Raw genomic sequence first — 18,833 nt, 5'->3', positions numbered from 1 at the left:
TCAGACCCCTTCTCTGTGCGTTTGCTTGCCCGCTTCGCGTTGTGCGTCCCCGGCCCGCTGTTCCGCCTGCTGTCCCCGCTGGGTTGCCGCCTGGCGCCCGCGCCGGGCCCGCCGCTTGCTCTCGCGCCGCTCCCGGGCGAGCGTCGCGACCGCCGTCCGCACCAGCGGCCCGATGTCCGGCGGCGCCGAGCGGCGCGCCCACAGCAGCATCCGCAGCAGGATCACCGGGTTCAGGCGCAGCACCCGCCGCTGCGGATCACTCAGCCCGAAGAACCGCGGCACGAAGTCCGCCTCGCGCAGCGCCGCCACGATCCGCTCGGCCGCCGCCACCGGATCGGCGTGGCCCGACCGCACTTCCGCGCACTGCGCCGCCGCCGCCGTGAACAGCCGGTGGTACCCCTCGTGCCCGGGAAACGGCGAGCCGAAGTACGGCACCTCCTCCAGCCGCCGCAGCTCCCCGTCGCCCCCGCCCGCCCGCAGCGTGCCCAGCGCGATCTGCGCGGGGAACTGCCCGTACCGCAGGCCGGCTTCCAGCACGAGCAGCACCGCCTTCCACAGCGCGTGGTCCCGGGTGGCCGCCAGCACCATCGACACCAGCGCGTCGTTCTCCGCCAGCACCTGCTGGTTGATCCGGTCCACCGCCGTGAACCGCCGCGCCGAGAAGTCGCCGTCCCGGCCGGCCGCCAGCAGCCGCCACGCCAGCGCGTTGACGCCCTCCAGCGTGCTGATCAGCGACCGGTTCAGGAACGGGTCCACGTACCCGGCGGCCTCGCCGATCAGGCACCAGCCGTCCCCGGCCGTGACCGCCGAGGAGTACTGCTGCCGCCCCGTCGACGTCCACGGCTGGACCGGCTCGGCGTCGGCGAACATCGCGGCCAGCGTGGGGAACCGGCGCAGGAACGCGGCGAACTCCCGCTGCGGCGGCTCCCGTTCCGGGAAGCGGTCGGCGTCCAGCGTCAGGCCCACGCTCGTGGTGCGGTTGCGCGCGCCCGGGTGGTTCCCGAACGGGAAGACCCACAGGTACCCGCCGTCGAACAGGTGCTGCGTGCTGCCCTGCCCCCACGGCACCGGCATCTTGTAGGCCCGGGGCTGCCCGGCCGCCTGCGCCAGGTCCCGCACGCCCGTGAAGCGCGTGGCGATCGTGCGGGTCCGCGACACCAGCCGCGCCGGCTCCTCCCGCGCCCGCACCCGCGCCGCCAGCACCGACTCCCGGCCGCTGGCGTCCACCAGGAACCTCGCCCGCACCCGTCCGCCGCCGGCCAGCGTCACCGACGGGCCCTCGCCGCCGGTGTCCGCCGCCACCACGGCGGCGCCCTCGCCCCGCAGCGGCACGGCGCCGTGCCCCACCGCCACCCGCCACAGGTAGTCGTCCGCCTCCGGCCGGGCCAGCAGCGGCTCCGGCGGCACGCCCCGCGGCGGGCTCAGCTGCGTCAGCTCGGCCGGGTTCTGGGCCTGGCCCTCACGGTGGTAGACGAAGCCGTGGCAGCGTTCGGCGCCGCAGGCGCCGCCGGTGACCTCGTTCGCCTCGTCGAAGAGCGTCAGCCGCGTCAGCTCCGGCACCCCGTACCGTTCGGCGATCACCTCCAGCAGCAGCGCCGCGTAACGGCCCAGCATCTCGCCGAACGGCGGGGCGGTCCGCGGGCCGCCGATCAGGACCGTGCGCAGGCCGCCGCGCGCCAGCGCCGCGGCGAGCACGCACGCGCCCAGGCCGGGGCCGATCACCGCCACGTCGCACTCGGTGTCCAGGTCTGTCCTTGCTGCGTTCACGTGCCCTCCCTGCGGGCGTCCGGCCGGTCGAGGAAACCGGTGGAGACCATCCAGCGGAAGTAGGTGTCGAGCAGCGCGTCATCCAGCGGCGGGCAGGTGATGCCGCTGCCCGCCAGGGCCGCGCTGAGCCGGTCCGTCAGGTACGTCATCGAGTCCTGGCCGGTGCGGACGATCTCGCTGATGGTGTCGATCAGCGGGTCCAGCGCGTTGGCCGGCCCCGTGCCGAGCCGGGCCCGGAACCGCTCCACCCACTCCTCGCCCGGCAGCCGGTCCACGGCCCAGCCGCTGCGGCGGATGTAGCCGATCAGGTCGCTGAAGTGCAGCCGCTCCGGGTTGAGCAGGTGGAACGTCTTGCCGAACGCGCCGTCGTCGGTGAGCGAGATGTGCACCAGCGCCCGGCTGACGTAGTCGGCGGGCGTCATCTCGACCAGCATGTCCAGCTCCGGTGCGGCCCCGAACTGGATGCAGCCCTTGATGACCGCGCAGGTGAAGCTGGAGGTGACGCAGGCGCCGCCCCGGGAGTCGCCCATGATCTGGCCGAGCCGGTAGACGTTGACCGGCACGCCGCGCTCCCGCGCCGCCCGCACGACGTTCTCCGTGACCCACTTGGTCTGGAGGTAGCCGTTGGGCAGCCGCCCCGCGCGGCTGAGATCGTCGTCCTCGGCGAACGTGCTCGTCAGGTCCTCCGGCACGCCCCACACCGCGAACGTGGAGACGTGGTGCACCGGCGTCAGCGGCCCGGTGCAGGCCAGCCGCAGGATCTCGGTGGTGCCGCCGACGTTGGCGTCCCGCAGCTGCCGGAACGTCTGCACGAAGTTGACGCTGGCGCCGTTGTGGTACACCGCGTCGACGCGGTGGGCCAGCGCGCCGAACTCCTCCTCGCCGAGCCCCAGCCGCGGCTGCGCCAGGTCGCCCGGCACGACCGTGATCCGGTCGGCGTGCTCCTCGGGCCAGCGCATGTACCGCTCGGTGTTGGCCCGCAGCCGCGCCAGCCCGGCCGCCGCGTCGCGGGCCCGCACCAGGCAGTGCACGCGCGCCCGCGTCGACCGCAGCAGCTCCTCCAGCAGAAACGCCCCGACGAAGCCCGTCGCGCCCGTGAGCAGCACGTGCTCCGGATCCCGCCAGCCGCCGTCCAGCGCGGCGGCGGGGCGGATCGCCGGGTCGAGCCGGGCCTCCGGCAGCAGCTGCGCCGGATCGCTCCAGTCCCGCACGGCCGCCGGGCCGCCGCGCGTGCCCGCGCCCGGCAGGCCGTGCTCCCGCTCGGCGCGGTCCGTCACCAGCGCCGACCACTCGTCCACGGTGGCGTTCTCGAAAAGCTCGCGCGGCGAGAAGACCACGCCCAGGTCGCTCTTGCAGGCGGTCACGACCTGCATCACCAGCAGCGAGTCGACGCCCAGCTTCAGCAGGTCGGCGTCGGTGTCGATCTCCTCAGCCGGGGTCCACAGCGCGGCGGCCAGCACATCGCGCAGGTAGTCGGCGACCAGCACGGCTCGTTCGGCCGGCCCGGCCGCCCGCAGCCGCCGCAGCAGCGCGGGCTCCTCCCCGCCGGCCGCTTCCCCGCCGTCCGCCGCGCCAGCGCCGTTGCCGGGGCCGGCCGCCGCCGCGGCGGCGGGGTCGCGCGTGGCGGTGAACCAGTACCGCTCCCGGTCGAACGCGTACACCGGCAGCGGCGGCCCGGCACCCTCGCCCGGGTAGACCGCCGGCCAGTCGACCTCCACGCCCAGCACGTGCAGCTCCCCCAGCGCCGTGCGGATCTGCTCGGTCGCGGGCACGCCGCGCCGCAGGCTGGCGAGCCACGCCCGCTCCGCGCCGGGCAGGCAGGCGGCGCCGATCCCCAGCAGCGCCCGGCCGGGGCCCGCCTCCAGGAACGTGGCGAAGCCCAGGTCGTCCAGCGTCCGCATGCCGTCGCGGAACCGCACCGGCTGCCGGGCGTGCTGGCACCAGTAGCCGGGGTCCGCCAGCTCAGCCGCCGTAACCTGACGCCCAGTCAGATTGGAGATGAGCGGCACCTGGGGCGCGGCGAAGCGGGCCGAGGCCGCCGCGCGCCGCAGCCCGTCGAGCGCGGGTTCGACCATCGGGGAGTGGAACGCCCGCGCCACGCGCAGCCGGGTGACCCGCACGCCGTCGCCGGTGAGCCGGCCGGCGAGCCGTCCGATGTCCTCCGGCGGGCCGGACAGCACCACGTCCTGGTCGCTGTTGACGGCCGCGACGGCCACCCGCTCGCCGGCTCCCGCCGCCGCCAGCGCGGCCCGCGCCTCGTCCTCGCCCGCGCGGACCGCGAGCATCGCGCCCGGCGCCGCCAGCTCCTCCATCAGCCGGGCCCGCGCGTCGACCAGCGCCAGCGCGTCCTCGACCGGAAGCGCGCCCGCGACGCACGCGGCGACGTACTCGCCGACGCTGTGCCCGAGCACGGCGCCCGGCCGCACCCCCCAGGAGCGCCACAGCTCCGCCAGCGCGTACTCGACGGCGAACAGCGCGGGCTGCGTGTACCGGGTGCGGTCAAGCTCCGCACCGCTGCCGTCCCCGTACAGCAGCCGGGTCAGCGGCACGTCCCAGGCGTCCCGCAGCGCCTCCTCGCAGCGGTCCACGGCCGCCCGGAACACCGGCTCCGTCTCATACAGCTCCCGCCCCATGCCCGGGTACTGGCTGCCCTGCCCCGAGAACAGGAACGCCACCCGCGCCCGCCGCCGCGACGTGGCCCGGCCGGCCGCCAGCCCCGGCGCCGCGCGGCCCTCCGCGTAGCGGCCGAGCCGCTCGGCCGCCTCCTCGACCGAGCCCGCCACCACCGCGAGCCGGTGCGGCAGCGAAGCCCGCCCCCGCGCCGCGCCGCGGCACACCTCGCGCAGCGGCGTGCCGGCCAGCTCCTGCGGCAGCCGCGCGTACCGGGCCGCCAGGCCGCGCAGCGCCGCGCCGGTGCGGGCGGAGAGCACCAGCACCTCGTGCCGCGTCCCGCCCTGCTCCTCGGCCGGCTGGCCGGCTGGCCGGCCGCCCCGGGGCGCGGCCGGCGGCGGCCCGAGCACGAGGTGCACGTTGGTGCCGCTGACGCCGAACGAACTCAGCCCCGCGTAGGGCTCTTCCTCTGGCCATGGCACCGGCTTGACCGGCACGGCCAGGCTCAGCTCGTCCCAGTCGACGTTCGGGTTGGGGCGGGTGAAGTGCAGGTGCGGCGGGATCTCGCGGTGGCGCAGCGACAGCGCGAGCTTCACCAGGCCCGCCACGCCCGCGGCCGCCTCCAGGTGGCCCACGTTCGTCTTGACCGAGCCGACCCACACCGGCCGCCCGCCGGGCCGGTCACCGCCCAGGACCGCGTGGAGCGCACGCAGTTCGATCGGGTCGCCCAGCACCGTGCCCGTGCCGTGTGCCTCCACGTAGCCGATCCGCCCGGGGTCCAGCCGGGCGTCGGCGAGCGCGGCCCGCACCACCTCCTGCTGTGCGGTGCCGCTGGGCACGGAGATGCCGCTGGAGCGGCCGTCGTGGTTGACCGCCGAGCCGTGGATCACGGCGAGCACCGGATCGCCCGCCGCCAGCGCGTCCGAGAGCCGCTTGAGCACGACGACGCCGACGCCCTCGCCGCGTCCGTAGCCGTCGGCCGAGGCGTCGAACGTCTTGCACCGGCCGTCGGGTGCGAGCGCCCGCGCCTTGGAGACCAGCACGAAACCGTAGGGCGTCAGCATCAGGTTGACGCCGCCCGCCAGCGCCATGTCGCACTCGCCGGACCGCAGGCTGCGCACCGCGAGGTGGGTGGCCAGCAGCGACGACGAGCAGGCGGTGTCCACCACGTGCGCCGGGCCGCGCAGCCCGAAGTGGTAGGCCACGCGCCCGGCCAGGAACGCCGGTTCGCCCATCAGCTGGTACGGGTCGACGTCCTCGGGCGACGTCAGCTCCTGCCGCAGCCGCACGTAGTCGGTGGTGCTCGCGCCGATGAACACGCCGGTCGCCGTCGACCGCACCGAGTCGGGCGCGATGCCGGCCCGCTCCAGCGCCTCCCACGTCACCTCCAGCAGCAGCCGCTGCTGCGGGTCCATGGCGACCGCTTCGGTGGGAGAGACGCCGAACAGCGAGGCGTCGAAGGCGTCCACGCCGTCGATGAAGCCGCCGTCGACGCAGTACGCCTTGCCCGGCGCGTCCGGGTCCGGGTCGAACACCGCGCCGGCGTCGCCGCGTTCGGCCGGGAAACGGGTGATGGCGTCCGTGCCGTCCCGCAGCAGGCGCCAGAACGCCTCGGGTGAGTCGGCGCCGCCGGGGAACCGGCAGCCCACGCCGGTCACCGCCACCGGCTCGTGGCCGGGCCCGTCCCGGTCCGTCAGCTCCTCCAGGCGGGCCCTCAGCTGGGAGATCGTGTCAAGCGCGCGGCCCAGCCGCGCCCGGTAGTCGGGTTCCGCACCGGTCATCGCGTCGTCCGCCTCTCCGTGCGTGCCGTCAGATGCGCCGCCGCCGCCATCTCGCGGTCGAAGCGCGCCAGCAGGTCGTCGTCGTCCGCCCCGGCCGCCGGGCCGCCGCCGGGGCCGGGCGCGGGCCCGCCGTCCGGGCCGGGGAGGGCGAGCACGTCGCTGTCCAGGTAGCCGGCCAGGGCCTCGGGCGTGGGGTACTCGAAGATGAGGGTGTTCGGCAGCGCCGCGCCGAAGCGCCGTTCCAGGCGGACCTTCAGCTCCAGCGCGGTGATGGAGCTCATGCCGAGGTCGAAGAAGCCTTCCCTGGCGTCGAGTTCGTCGGCCGAGGCGGCGCCGAGCACGATGGCCGTCTCGGCCAGCACCGCGTCGGTGAGCGCGGCCTTGCGCTCGGGGCCGGGCAGCGCGGCCAGGCGCTGGCGCAGCTGTTCCGCCTCGCCGGAGGCGGCCGGGTTGTCGGCGTCGAGGCCGTCGAAGAGGGGCCAGCCGGTCTGCCGGTACAGCGGCAGCATGATCCCCCAGTCCACCTCGCACACGCCCATCCCGGTGCGGCCGGTGGCGGTCAGGTAGTCCAGCGCCTCGACGGCCGCGTCCGGCGCCAGGGGGGTCAGGCCGGCCCGCACCATCATCGAGCGGCTCGGCTCGCCGAGCAGCCCGACACCGTCCCACGGCGCCCACCGCACGCACTGCCCGGGCAGGCCCCGCGCCCGGCGGTGCGCGGCCAGCGCCGCCAGCAGTGCGTCGGCGGGCGCCTGGCGGGCGACGCCGAGCGAGCCCCAGCCGGAGGCGACGCCGGCGAAGACCGTGAACAGGCCGAGCTGGTCGCCGCACCGCTGGTCCAGCAGCCAGGCGCCCAGCGCGCGGTCGCGCACGGCGGCCGTCAGGGCGGCGGCGCCCAGGTCCGCGGAGTCGCCCAGCTCCCAGTCGGGGGCCAGCCACACGACGCCGCGCAGCGGCCTGCCCTCGGCCGCCAGCGCGGCCAGCAGCCGGTCGGTGGCGGCCGGGTCCGCCAGGTCGCAGGTGACGGCGCGGACGCCGGCCGGGTACGCGTCTCCCGGCGGGGTGCGGTGCCGGGAGGCGAGCAGCACGTGCCGGGCGCCGCGCCCGGTCAGCCAGCCGGCGACGCGGGCGCCGAGCGCGCCGCCTCCCTCGGCGACGAGGTAGGTGCCCGCCGGGTCGAGCCGGGGCCAGGTGACGGCGGGTTCGGTGACGCGGGCCCGGGCGACGCGCGGCACCAGGCGGCGGCCGCCGCGCAGCGCCACGTGGTCCTCGCCGTCCGGCGCGAGGAGTTCGGCGAGCACGTCCGCCGCCGCCTCCCGGGCGGAGGCGCGCGGGTCGAGGTCGAGCAGGCCGCCCCAGGCGGCGGGGTGTTCGAGCGCGGCGGTGGCCGCGAGCCCCCACAGCGGGGCCTGCGCGGGCGCGTGCGCCCCCTCCTCGCCCAGGGCGCGGGCGCCGCGCGTGACGTACCAGGCGGGCCGGGCGGGCGGCCGGGCGCCGCCGGCCGGCGGGCCTGCGCCGAGCGCCCGCGCCAGGCGCAGCACCGAGTCGTACGCGGCCCCGGCGCCGCCGTCGGCGAGGCCGGCGGGACCGTCCGGCAGGTCGAGCGCCCACAGGTGCACGGCGCCCGCGCAGCCCGGGTCGCGCAGCGTCTCGCGGACCAGCTTCTCCAGCCCGTCGGGGCCGGCCGCCTCGTCCTGGCCGACGAGCACGACACGGTGCCCGCGCGCCGTCAGCTGCCCGGCCAGCTCCGTGCCGACGCCGCCGCGGTCGGCGAGGACGAGCCACGCTTTGGCCGGGTCGGGCGCCGCCCTGGCGGTGTCCTGGCGGGGCCGGGCGTGCCAGGTCTCGGTGTACAGCACGCGGCTCAGGCGCGCGCGCCGCTCCTCGGCCAGCGGCTCGGCGGCGGGGGTGCGCAGCTCGACGCCCGAGGCGTGCGCCACCAGCGGGGCGCCGTCGCTGTGCCCGTCACCGTCGCGCGCGATCCACACCTCCCCGGTCACCGCGCCGTCGTCGCGCCCGGTGAGGCGGGCGTGGACGGTGACCCGCCGCCCCGGTTCGGGGCGCGCGGCCACGGTCAGCCGCGCCACGGCGACCGGCAGCAGCGGGCCGGCGGCGGGCTCCGCGGCGAGGGCGATGGCCGTCAGCGCCGCCTGGAGCATGCCGGGCGGCAGCACCCAGGGAGTGGTGACGGCGCCGCCCGGCTCCCAGGCCAGGGTGAGGGTGCGGGTCCGGTCGCTGGCGCGGGCGGCGGTGACCCGCAGCCCGTCGAGACACACGCCGTGCGCGGCCAGCGCGGCGGCGGCCTCGGCCGGGTCGCGCTCCGCGCCGGGCCGCGCCCACGGCGCGGGGGAGGGGAGCGGGGGCGGCGGCACCGCGCGCAGCCGCCCCCGCGCACGCTCGGTGGCGGCACCGCCCGCGCCGGCCGCCGTGCCGCCGCCGTCGTATCCGCCGTCGCCGCCGCCCTCGCCCGGCAGCGTGTCGAGGGTGAACTCCTCGCCGCGCAGCGTCAGCTGTGCGGTTTCCGGCGCGGTGTCCGTTGCCGGTTCCGGCGCGTCCTCCGGCGCGGGGCCGGGCAGCAGCAGCGGCTCGCCGAGCCGGACGCCGGCCAGGGCCAGGGGCCCGTCGCCGAACCGCTGCCGCCCCGCCGCCAGCGCCATCTCCAGCCAGGCGGCGCCCGGGACCAGCCGCGCGTCCCACAGCCGCCCGGCCGGCAGCGCGCCGAGCGTGGCCTCATCCAGGTCGGCCTCCCACAGCCGCGCCCCGCCCGCGCCCCTGCCGGGCCGCAGCGCCCGCGCCAGCAGCGGGTGGACGCCGGGGCGCGGACCGCCGCCCGCGGCGGCGCTGGTGTCCAGCCAGTGCCGCCGGCCCTGCCACGGGTACGTCGGCAGCGCCGCGACCCGGCCGCCCGTCGGGTACAGCCGCTCCCAGTCGACGGGGTAGCCCCCGGCGTGCAGCGCGCCGAGCGAGGTGAGCATCACGGCGAACTCGTCGGCGTCGCGCCGCAGTGAGGGCACCAGCAGCGGGCCGCCGCCGCCCGGCTGCCGCAGGTCCTGCTCGAGGAACGCCAGCACCACCGGGTCGGGCGAGATCTCGGCGAACGCGTCGCACCCGTCGCCGGCCAGCGCCCGCACCGCCGCCGAGAACCGCACCGGCTGCCGCAGGTTGCGCCCCCAGTAGGCGGCGTCCAGCTCCTCGCCGGACACCCGCCCGCCCGTCACCGACGAATACAGCGGCACCTCGGCCGGACGCGGCGTCAGCCAGCCGAGCGCGGCGGTCAGTTCAGCGTCGAGCGGCTCCACCAGCGGGCAGTGGCCCGCGCCGGCGGCGCGCACCCGCCGGCAGAAGACGTTCCGGCGCTTCAGCGCGGCCATCACCTCGGCCAGCGCCTCCGGGTCGCCCGACAGCACCGTGCTGCGGGCGCTGTTGCTGACGGCCACCCACAGCCGGTCGTCCAGTCCGGCGTCGGCGACCACCGTGGCGGCCTCGTCCGCCGGCAGCCCCACGACGCCCATCTCGCCGCTGCCGACCAGCCGTTCCTGGACCGTGGCGCGGGCGTGCGCCAGCCGCGCCGCGTCCTGAAGCGGCAGCACCCCGGCCACGTGCGCGGCGGCGATCTCGCCGACGCTGTGCCCCACGACGGCCGCGGGCTCCACGCCCAGCGCGCGCCAGCGGCGGGCCAGCGCCACCTGGAGCGCGAACGTCAGCTCCTGCACGCGCGGCCCGGAGCCCGGGTCCGCGCCGGCCGCCAGCACGTCCCGCACGGACCAGCCGAGATGGGGGCGCAGCCCCTCGTCGCAGCGTTCCACCTCCTCGCGGAACGCGGGATCCTCGCGCAGCAGCCGCTGCCCCATGCCGCGCCAGTACGAGCCGTGGCCGGAGAAGACGAACGCCAGCCGCCGCCCCTCGCCGCTGGCCGGGACGCGGTCCACCACCAGCCCGGTGCCGGCCGCGGCCTCGCCCTCGGCGGCGAACGCGGCAAGCCGCTCGGCGAGTTCGGCCCGGGTGCGGCCGGTGACCGCGAGCCGGTGCGGGAGGTGGGCGCGGCGGACGCTCGCCGTGTAGCACACGTCGTGCGTCGCCGGTTCCGCCGACTCGGTCAGCAGCGACGCACAGGAGCCGGCCAGTTCACGCAGCGCCTCCCGGCTGCTGGCCGACAGCGGCAGCAGCCAGGGCCGCTGGCCCGGCCCGTCGTCCGGGTGGCTGGGCAGCTCCGGGCGCGGCGGCGCCGGGCCGAGCACCACGTGCGCGTTGGTGCCGCTGAAGCCGAACGCGCTGACCCCGGCGAGCGCCCGCCCGCCGTCCGGCCACGGCGTCGCCGTCACCGGCACCTCGAACGGCAGCTCGTCCCATGGGATTTCGGGGCTGGGCCGGCGGAAGTGCAGGTGCGGCGGGATCTCGCCGCGTTGCAGCCCCAGCACCGCCTTGATGAGCCCGGCGATGCCCGACGCCGCCTCCAGGTGACCGAAGTTGGTCTTCACCGAGCCGACCCAGCAGCGCGCACCGCCGGGGCGTTCGCCCAGCGCCGCGCCCAGCGCCTGGAGTTCGATCGGGTCGCCCAGCGGGGTGCCGGTGCCGTGCGCCTCGACGTAGCCGATGTCCGCCGGGGCGGCGCCCGCGTCCGCCAGCGCCTGCCGGATCAGCGCCTCCTGGGCCGGGGCGTGCGGCACGGTCAGGCCGCTGCTGGGGCCGTCCTGGTTCATCGCCGAGCCCAGTACGCAGGCGAGCACCGGGTCGCCGTCGGCCAGCGCCTTCGCCAGCGGCTTGAGCACGACCACGCCGCAGCCCTCGCCGCGGTTGTAGCCGTCGGCGGCGGCGTCGAACGTCTTGCAGCGGCCGTCGCCCGCGAGCGCGCCCGCCGCCTCGCTGGCGCGGTGGATCGTGGGGCGCACGATGACGTTCACACCCCCCGCGAGCGCCAGGTCGCACTCCCCGGAGCGCAGGGACCGCACCGCGAGGTGGACGGCGACCAGCGAGGACGAGCAGGCCGTGTCCACCGCCAGGCTCGGGCCGTGCGCGCCGAGCAGGTACGACAGCCGTCCGGCGGTCGCGCAGAACGAGTTGCCGGTGCCGTAGAAGGCGTCGACGTTCCCGGGGGTGGCGGCGATCAGTTCGGCGTAGTCGTGGGAGTTCATCCCGACGAACACGCCGGTCGCGCTGCCGTGCAGCCGCGCGGGCGGCTGCCCGGCGTGCTCCAGCGCCTCCCAGGCGGTTTCCAGGAACAGCCGCTGCTGCGGGTCCATCACCCGGGCCTCGACGGGCGGCACCCGGAAGAACCGCTCGTCGAAGCGGTCCACGTCCTCCAGCCACGAGCCCAGCCAGCGGGAGCCGTCGGCGAACCGGCCCTCGGGGGAGACGGTGACGGCGTCGGTGCCCGCGGCGAGCATCCGCCAGTAGCGGTCGGGGCCGTGCGCGCCGCCGGGGAAGCGGCAGCCGATGCCGATGACCGCGATCGGCTCCCGGCCGGCGCCGCCCCCGGCGCGCGGCGCGGCGGGCGCGGGGGCCGCGCCGGCGGTGCCGCGGTGTGCCCGCTGCCGCAGGTGGGCGGCGAGCCGTTCCACGGTGGGGTGGTCGAAGGCGACCGTGGCGGGCAGCGGGCCGCCGGTCTCGCGCTGGAGCAGGGTCCGCAGCTCGACGGCGGTGATCGAGTCCATGCCCAGCTCGGTGAAGCCCTGGCGGCGGCCGATGGCCTGCGGTTCGTGGCCGAGCACGCGCGCCACGGCCCGGGCGACGAGGTCCTCGGCGGCGCGCTGGTCCGCCAGCGCCGCGGCGGGCCGGGCGGCCGCCGGGGGCCGCGGCGCGGGCTCGGGCGCGGATGCGGCGGCGGGCTCCGGCGCGGGTGCCCCGGCCGGTTCCGGGGCCGGGGCGGCGTCCGGCCCGGGGCTGCCGACGCCCGTGCGCAGCCAGAACCGCCTGCGCTGGAACGGGTACCCCGGCAGCTTCACGGGCCGACCGCCGCGCGGCGGCACCTCCCGCCACCGCACCTGGGCGCCGGCCGCGTACAGCGCGCCCAGCGAGCCGAGCGCCGTGGTCAGCGCGGGCACGTCCCGCCGCAGCGAGGGCACCACCAGCGCCTGGGGCACGCCCGCCGCGTCGGCCTCGTGCGCCAGCGGCACGGCCAGCACCGGGTGCGGCCCGATCTCGACGAACGCGTCGCAGCCGCGCGCCAGCAGCGCCCGCGCCGCCTGGGCGAAGGCCACCGGCTGGCGCACGTTGGCGCCCCAGTACGCCGCCGTGAACGGCGCGGCGCCGCCCGGGGTCGCCGGGGCCGTGAACACCTCCGGCTCCCGGGGCTCGAGCCCGGCCAGCAGCCGTGCCAGCCGCGGCTCGTACGGCGCCATCAGCGGGGTGTGGAACGCGTACCCCTCGCCGTCGCCCGCCAGCGTCCGGCACGCCACGCCGCGCTCCGCCAGCTGCCCGGCCAGCTCCGCGAGCGCCGCGGCCTCGCCCGAAACCACCGTCGACCGGCGGCTGTTGACCGCCGCCACCCACAGCCGGCCCTCGAACGGCGCGAGCGCGGCGCGCGTCTCGTCCTCCGGCAGGTCCACCGCCGCCATGCGGCCGGACCCGGCGGCGTCCGCCAGCAGCCGCCCCCGCGCGGTGATGACGCGCACCGCGTCCGCCAGGTCCAGCGCGCCCGCCGCGTGCGCGGCGGCCACCTCGCCCATGCTGTGCCCGGCTACCGCCACCGGCTCGATGCCCCAGGACCGCCACAGCGCCGTCAGCGCGGTCTGCACCGCGAACAGCACCGGCTGGGCGATCTCGGTGCGCGCCAGCCGCGAGGACTCAGCCGGCCGCGTCAGCTCCTCGCGGAGCGAGAAGCCGGCGTGCGCCGCGACCAGGGCCTCGCACGCTGCGAAGGCCTCGGCGAACGCCGGTGCCTGGTCGAGCAGGTCGCGGCCCATGCCCGCCCACTGCGAGCCCTGGCCCGCGTAGACGAACGCGACGCGGGGCCGCCGCTCCTCGTCGCTGCCGCCGGCCGCGGCCCCGGGCACGGCCTCGCCGTCGAGGAACGCCGCCAGCTGCCCGGCGAGGTCGCGGGCGCTCGTGCCCGTCACCGCCAGCCGGTGCTCGCGGTGGTGCGCCCGGCGCGCGCCCGCCGTGTGCGCCACGTCCCGCGCTGCGGGGGCGTCCGCGCCGGTGAGCCGGTCACGGTAGGAGCGGGCCAGGTCCCGCAGCGCGTCGGGGTGGCGCGCCGACAGCGGCAGCAGCACCGGCACCCCGGTGCCGTCCGGCTCCGGCGGACGCGGCGCGCGGCGCGGCGGGGCCTGGAGCACCACGTGCGCGTTGGTGCCGCTCAGGCCGAACGCGCTGACGCCCGCCAGCCGGGGCCCGTCGCCCGGCGGCAGCGGCGTGACCTCCACCGGCACGTCCACCGGCCAGTCCCACGGCACCCGCGGGTTGCGCTCGCGCAGGTGGAGCGTGGGCGGGACCTCGCCGTGCCGCAGCACGAGCGCCGCCTTCAGCAGCCCGGCGATGCCCGCGGCGGAGTCCATGTGCCCGAAGTTCGTCTTCAGCGAGCCCAGCAGCAGCGGCCGGTCGGCGGGGCGGCCCTCGCCCAGCACGTTCCGCAGCGCCGCCACCTCGATCGGGTCGCCGAGCGGGGTGCCCGTGCCGTGCGCCTCGACGTACGCCACCTCGCGCGGGTCCACCCCGGCGGCGGCCGCCGCCTGCCGCAGCAGCTCCTGCTGCGCGGCGCCGCTGGGCGCGGTCAGGCCGGCGCTGGCGCCGTCGTGGTTGACGGCGCTGCCCCGGATCACGGCCAGCACGTCGTCGCCGTCGGCCTCGGCGTCCGACAGCCGCTTCAGCACGGCCATCGCGCAGCCCTCGCCGCGCACGATGCCGTCCGCCGCCGCGTCGAACGGCGTGCACCGGCCGCGCGGCGATATCGCCCGCACCTTGCACAGGAAGATGGTCAGTTCGGGCGACAGGATCAGGTTGACGCCGCCCGCCAGCGCCAGGTCGGACTCGCCCGACCGCAGGCTGGCGCACGCCAGGTGCACCGCGACCAGCGACGACGAACACGCCGTGGACACCGACAGGCTGGGGCCGCGCAGCCCGAGCAGGTGGGACAGCCGCCCGGGACCGAAGCTGAACTCCCGCCCGCTGGCGTACCAGGCGTCGATGCCCGAGGGGCCGTTGGCCCTGCTGTGCAGCAGGGTGTAGTCCATGCCGATGATGCCGTTGATCACGGCCGTCCTGGTGCCGGACAGGGCGGACGGGTCCTGCCCGGCGTCCTCCAGCGCCTCCCAGGCGACCTCCAGCAGCAGCCGCTGCTGCGGGTCCATCTCGTGCGCCTCGCGCGGCGCGATCCCGAAGAAGCCGGGGTCGAACTGGTCGACGCCGTCGAGGAAGCCGCCGCTGCGCGTGTACATCGTGCCGCGCTTGCCGGGGTCGGGGTCGAAGTAGCGTGACACGTCCCAGCGGTCGGGCGGCACCTCCCCGATGACGTCGGTGCCCTCCCGCAGCAGCCGCCAGAAGCCGGCCAGGTCGCGCGCCCCGCGCGGGAACCGGCAGCCGGCCCCGATGATCGCGATGGGCTCGCCGCCGGCGGCGCCCGGCGGATCTCCCCGGCCCACGCTGTGGACTTCCCGGACGCCTCGGTCTCCTCGCGTCCCCGGGACACCCTCACCCATCTGCCCGGCCCCCTCCGTCCGCAGGCTCACGTCTGGTCGTTCGCGAAACAGCGCTGGTCAGAACATCGGTGCGGCGCTCGGGGCGCGCAGCGAGCCCAGGTGCTTGTGCCACAGGTGGTCGGGGTTCTCCTCGACCTGGCGGGTGATCTCCCGCATCGCGTGGAGCGCCTTGGGCTCGGTGTCGTCGTAGACGTCGCCCTGGAGCATCTTCAGCACGTCCAGCCGGTACCTGGGGTCCTGGACGAACGCCGTGAACAGGATGTTCAGCCGGTAGTAGATGGAGATGAACTCGTACCAGTTGGCGACGGCGCGGCGCAGCTTGGTCTCGTAGGTGGTGAACGACGGCTTGCTGAAGTCGCCGGTCTCGGCGGCGGCGATGATGTCCCGCGACAGCAGCCGCGCCCCGTTCAGCGCCACGCTCACGCCGCTGGAGAAGATCGGGTCGACGAACCGCGCCGCGTCGCCGATGAGCGCCCAGCCGTCGCCGCAGATCTGCTTCATCGCGTAGCTGTAGTCGCCTTCGGGCTTGAACGGCCGCAGCTGCTCGGCCTGCTCCAGCGCCTTCTTCAGCTCGGGCCGGCTGCCGACACACTCCCAGAAGAAACCGGGCAGGTCGTTCTTCGAGGCGGAGAAGTGCTTCTTCTGCGTGACGACGCCGACGCTCGTGATCGTGTCGGTGATCGGGATCTGCCACACCCAGGTGTCGGTCACCGGCAGGAAGTGGATGAAGATGTAGTCGGCCTGCTCCTTGTTGACCGCCAGGGCGGTGCGGTCGAGGTTGTCGAACCAGGTGTGGATCGCGTACTGGTTGAACACCGGGTCGTTGACCTTCAGCTTCAGCTGCCGGCCCAGGAACGTGCCCCGGCCGCTGGCGTCGACCACCATCCGCACCCGCACGGCGGCCTCGGAGCGGCCCACCGGGAAGATCACGCGCGGTTCCTTCTCGGAGAAGTCCACCCGCCGCACCCGCGTGCCCTGGAACACCTTGGCCCCCAGCGAGTGGGCGTGCTGCAGGAGCATCAGGTCGAACTTCCCGCGGTCCACGTGGTACGTGTAGTCCTGGTTGACGCCCAGCTGCTCCCGCTCGTGGAACTCGATCTCCGCCAGGCCGAAACCGTGCGAGCTGCCCTGGAAACCCAGGGTGGGAATGTTCTTCTGGGCCGCCGACGTCCAGGCCGCGCCGTACTTGCGGGGGAACTTCGCCGCCTCCATCTGCGGCAGGAAACCGATGTCATCGAGCACCGGTGTGGTCGCGGGGATCAGCGACTCGCCGACGTGTTCGCGCGGGAAGATATCGCCCTCGAAAACGGCGACGCTCAGCCCGGCCTTGGACAGATACGAGGCGGCCGTGGACCCGGCCGGGCCGCCGCCGATAATACCGATGTCGAAGTCGACGTCAGGCACAGCTGTTCCCCAATCTCGTAGCGCAGGAACGCGTCAGTTGTCGTTGACCTGAAACAGCGGGAAATACGTGTCGAGCCGTCCGGCGGCGTAGTCGCGGGCGAGCTGCGGAATGTCGTCGAACCGGTAGACGCGCTGGTCGCCGAGATCAGGAATCCAGCCGGTCCGCTCCTGGAAATCCCGGATCTCTTCCATGTCGTGAAAGCAGCACGCGTGGGTGTGCACGTGGATGTGGCGCTTGATGCACTCGGTCGCCCGCGCGGTCTCCAGCCGCATGCCGTGCTTCCAGCCCACCGTCGTCAGCACGCCCTGCCGCCCCAGCGCCCGCAGCGAGGCGCGGTACACCGGCCGGCCGATGTTGTCGATGATCACCGCCGCGCCCTGCCCCTTGCTCAGCTCAGCGATGATCCGCAGGAAGGCGCGCTCGGAAGCGCGGTACCGGCGCCGGAAACCGGCGTCGGCGGCCAGGCGTTCCTCGTCGTGGTCCAGGTCGGGGAAGAGGCCGCGGTCCACGGGGATAATGCCTTTGGCCTCGAACTCGGCCAGCCGCCGCGGGTTGCCGGAGGCCATGGCCACGGCGAACCCGTCGCGCTTGGCCAGTTCCAGCTCGGCCAGCGTCACGCCGCCGCCCCAGCCGAAGACGAGCGGCTGCACCGGCAGGTCCTGCGGCGGGTACCGGACCTGGGAGCGCCAGCAGGCGTACGCCACCTTCCAGTTGTCCCAGGCGGTCCAGTACCGCCCGTACCCGGCCGCCCACTGGCGGACGGAGAACCGGCTGTCGCCGCGCATCGGCAGCAGCAGGTGCTCACCGATCTTCGTGCGCTTGGCCAGCACGCCGATGGTGCCCGGCGCGTCGTAGGCGTGCACCAGGCGCACGTATCCCAGGGCGTCGGTGCGGGCGAACGCCTGGAGCAGGCACAGGTCGCCCTCTTTCACCCGGGTCACGTCCCTGCCGGTGCGGATCACGCGGACCGCGGCGAAATTGCCGATAACGATGCGGTCCTCGCCGCGCTGACGGCATACGTCCACCGGACTGCGGTCAAGGGCGTGGCTCATATTGGCCTCCCAGGAACCGTAAAGCGGCTCCACGAGGGCCTCGTTACCCGCGATATCGGGGAAAGTGAACTCTTCCCGGCTGAGTTCCCCGGGCTCGGGATTTTCTGGATCCATGTCCGGGGGACCGGCGTGCAACACCCAAGCATCCGTGGTGATCACGCAGAAAATGCTAGGGACTGGACACGCAGGGCGTCTTCAGTCGCCCTGATGAACTCCTCCGTCACCACCAAAGGAGGAAAAGTCATCCCTGCGGGGGAGCGCGCCGCCGCCCGCCCCCACCGCGTGATGCCCGCCGTCCGCGTGGACGATCTCACCGGTGACGGCCGGCATCCAGTCCGACAGCAGGGCGCAGACCACCCGCGCCACCGGCTCGGTGTCCGACGGGTCCCAGCCCAGCGGCGCCCGGCCGGGCCACGGGCCGCTGACGACCTCCGCGCCCGGGATGCCGCGCGCCGCCGCCGTGTGCAGCGGGCCCGCCGCCACCAGGTTCACGCGCGTGCCCTGCGGGCCCAGGTCCCGCGCCAGGTACCGGCAGCAGGACTCCAGGCCCGCCTTGGCGACGCCCATCCAGTCGTAGGCGGGCCAGGCGACCGTCGCGTCGAAGTCCAGCCCCACCACGGACCCGCCGCCCGCGGCGGCCAGCAGACGCCGCAGGCCCCGGCCCAGCGCCACGAACGAGTAGGCCGAGACCCGCAGTGCCGTGGCGACATCACCCCACTCGGCGCTGAGGAAACCGCCGCCCATGACCGTGCGCGGCGCGAACGCCACGGCGTGCAGCACCCCGTCCACGCGCCCCCAGCGCTCGCCGAGCGCCGTGGCTACGGCGGCGATGTGCTCCTCGCGGGTGACGTCGAGCTCCAGCACCTCCGGCGGGTCGGGCAGGCGGCGTGCCACCCGTCTGGTGATCCGCAGCCCGCGCCCGAAGCCGCTGAGCACGATGTCGGCGCCCTGTTCCTGCGCGAGGCGCGCGACCGCGAAGGCGATGGACGACTGATTGAATACCCCGGTGATGAGAAACCGCTTGTTCTGAAGCAGCACAGCTTTCGACGCTAACAGCCGTCCGCCGCGGGCGGTTCCCCCTCACGACCGAGTCCGCGGGCAGGAAAACCGGGGCCCGGCGGGAGAACCGGCCCCGCCGGCAGCGCTCAGCCGACTGCCCCACCCGCACCGGAGCCGGCTGCGGCCCGAAAAAGGGAAACCGCCGCCGCGATCGTCGGCGCCCTCGCGGTCATGACTCTCGGTCAGCTGACCACCCACAGGGTTGAAGGAACGTCAGATCAACGCCGCCGAGGTGATCGGTTTACTGCGGCGGCCGGTAGTTCTCGGCCTTGTCGAGGATCGCGGTGAAACGCGCCCACCGTTCAGCTGCTTCGGGCGTCGGGCCCACGGTGAAGTCCTCCGGGTCCAGAAAGTCGAAGCGTTCCCGCGTAGCCGGATCGAGATCCAGCCAGGCGGCCTCATCCTGCGGTGACCGAGCCACAGTCGTTGCACACCCAATTACCGTTGTTGAGCCTGCGGCCCGCTCCCGAGCCGCACGATGGACACTCCACGCCGGCTGCCCCCTCACGCTGGAGTCGCATCCGAGTCC

At 75.9% G+C, this 18,833-nt stretch carries 6 protein-coding genes and 1 pseudogene; all 7 read right to left on the bottom strand.

The features are described 5' to 3' along the window. The 7 genes and pseudogenes from JK356_RS18865 to JK356_RS18835 all read right to left on the bottom strand — a co-directional run bounded on the left by JK356_RS18865 (window position 1) and on the right by JK356_RS18835 (window position 18,725). Window positions 1-1,767, bottom strand: coding sequence for an NAD(P)/FAD-dependent oxidoreductase (locus JK356_RS18865; protein ID WP_201869840.1), 1,767 nt, complete (start codon window positions 1,765-1,767; stop codon window positions 1-3). Next, complete coding sequence (locus JK356_RS18860; protein WP_201869839.1) at window positions 1,764-6,158, bottom strand: type I polyketide synthase; 4,395 nt, start codon at window positions 6,156-6,158, stop codon at window positions 1,764-1,766. Before JK356_RS18860 ends, JK356_RS18865 begins: the two co-directional genes overlap by 4 nt. Continuing rightward, window positions 6,155-14,731 carry a type I polyketide synthase gene (locus JK356_RS18855; RefSeq protein ID WP_201869838.1) on the bottom strand — a complete coding sequence of 2,859 codons (8,577 nt, stop codon included), beginning with the start codon at window positions 14,729-14,731 and terminating at the stop codon, window positions 6,155-6,157. Before JK356_RS18855 ends, JK356_RS18860 begins: the two co-directional genes overlap by 4 nt. 114 nt (window positions 14,732-14,845) lie before the next feature. After that, complete coding sequence (locus JK356_RS18850; protein ID WP_201869837.1) at window positions 14,846-16,192, bottom strand: NAD(P)/FAD-dependent oxidoreductase; 1,347 nt, start codon at window positions 16,190-16,192, stop codon at window positions 14,846-14,848. A 33-nt stretch (window positions 16,193-16,225) separates the two neighbouring features. After that, window positions 16,226-17,245, bottom strand: coding sequence for a zinc-binding dehydrogenase (locus JK356_RS18845; protein ID WP_236671565.1), 1,020 nt, complete (start codon window positions 17,243-17,245; stop codon window positions 16,226-16,228). Window positions 17,246-17,515: 270 nt separating this feature from the next. Continuing rightward, a pseudogene (gene fabI, locus JK356_RS18840) lies at window positions 17,516-18,283 on the bottom strand (enoyl-ACP reductase FabI); the annotation flags it as partial. 262 nt (window positions 18,284-18,545) lie between these two features. Then, window positions 18,546-18,725: a hypothetical protein gene (locus tag JK356_RS18835; protein WP_201869836.1), complete on the bottom strand. Its 180-nt coding sequence runs from the start codon at window positions 18,723-18,725 to the stop codon at window positions 18,546-18,548. Window positions 18,726-18,833: the final 108 nt, after the last annotated feature.

The sequence above is a fragment of the Streptomyces sp. 7-21 genome, assembly GCF_016741785.1.
Classification (GTDB): Bacteria; Actinomycetota; Actinomycetes; order Streptomycetales; family Streptomycetaceae; genus Streptomyces.
This window is presented reverse-complemented; position numbering and strand designations above follow the sequence as displayed.

Excerpts from the sequence above, each read along its gene's own strand:
- JK356_RS18860 (WP_201869839.1), bottom strand. The coding sequence starts at position 6,158 with ATGACCGGTGCGGAACCCGACTACCGGGCGCGGCTGGGCCGCGCGCTT.
- JK356_RS18845 (WP_236671565.1), bottom strand. The coding sequence starts at position 17,245 with ATGAGCCACGCCCTTGACCGCAGTCCGGTGGACGTATGCCGTCAGCGC.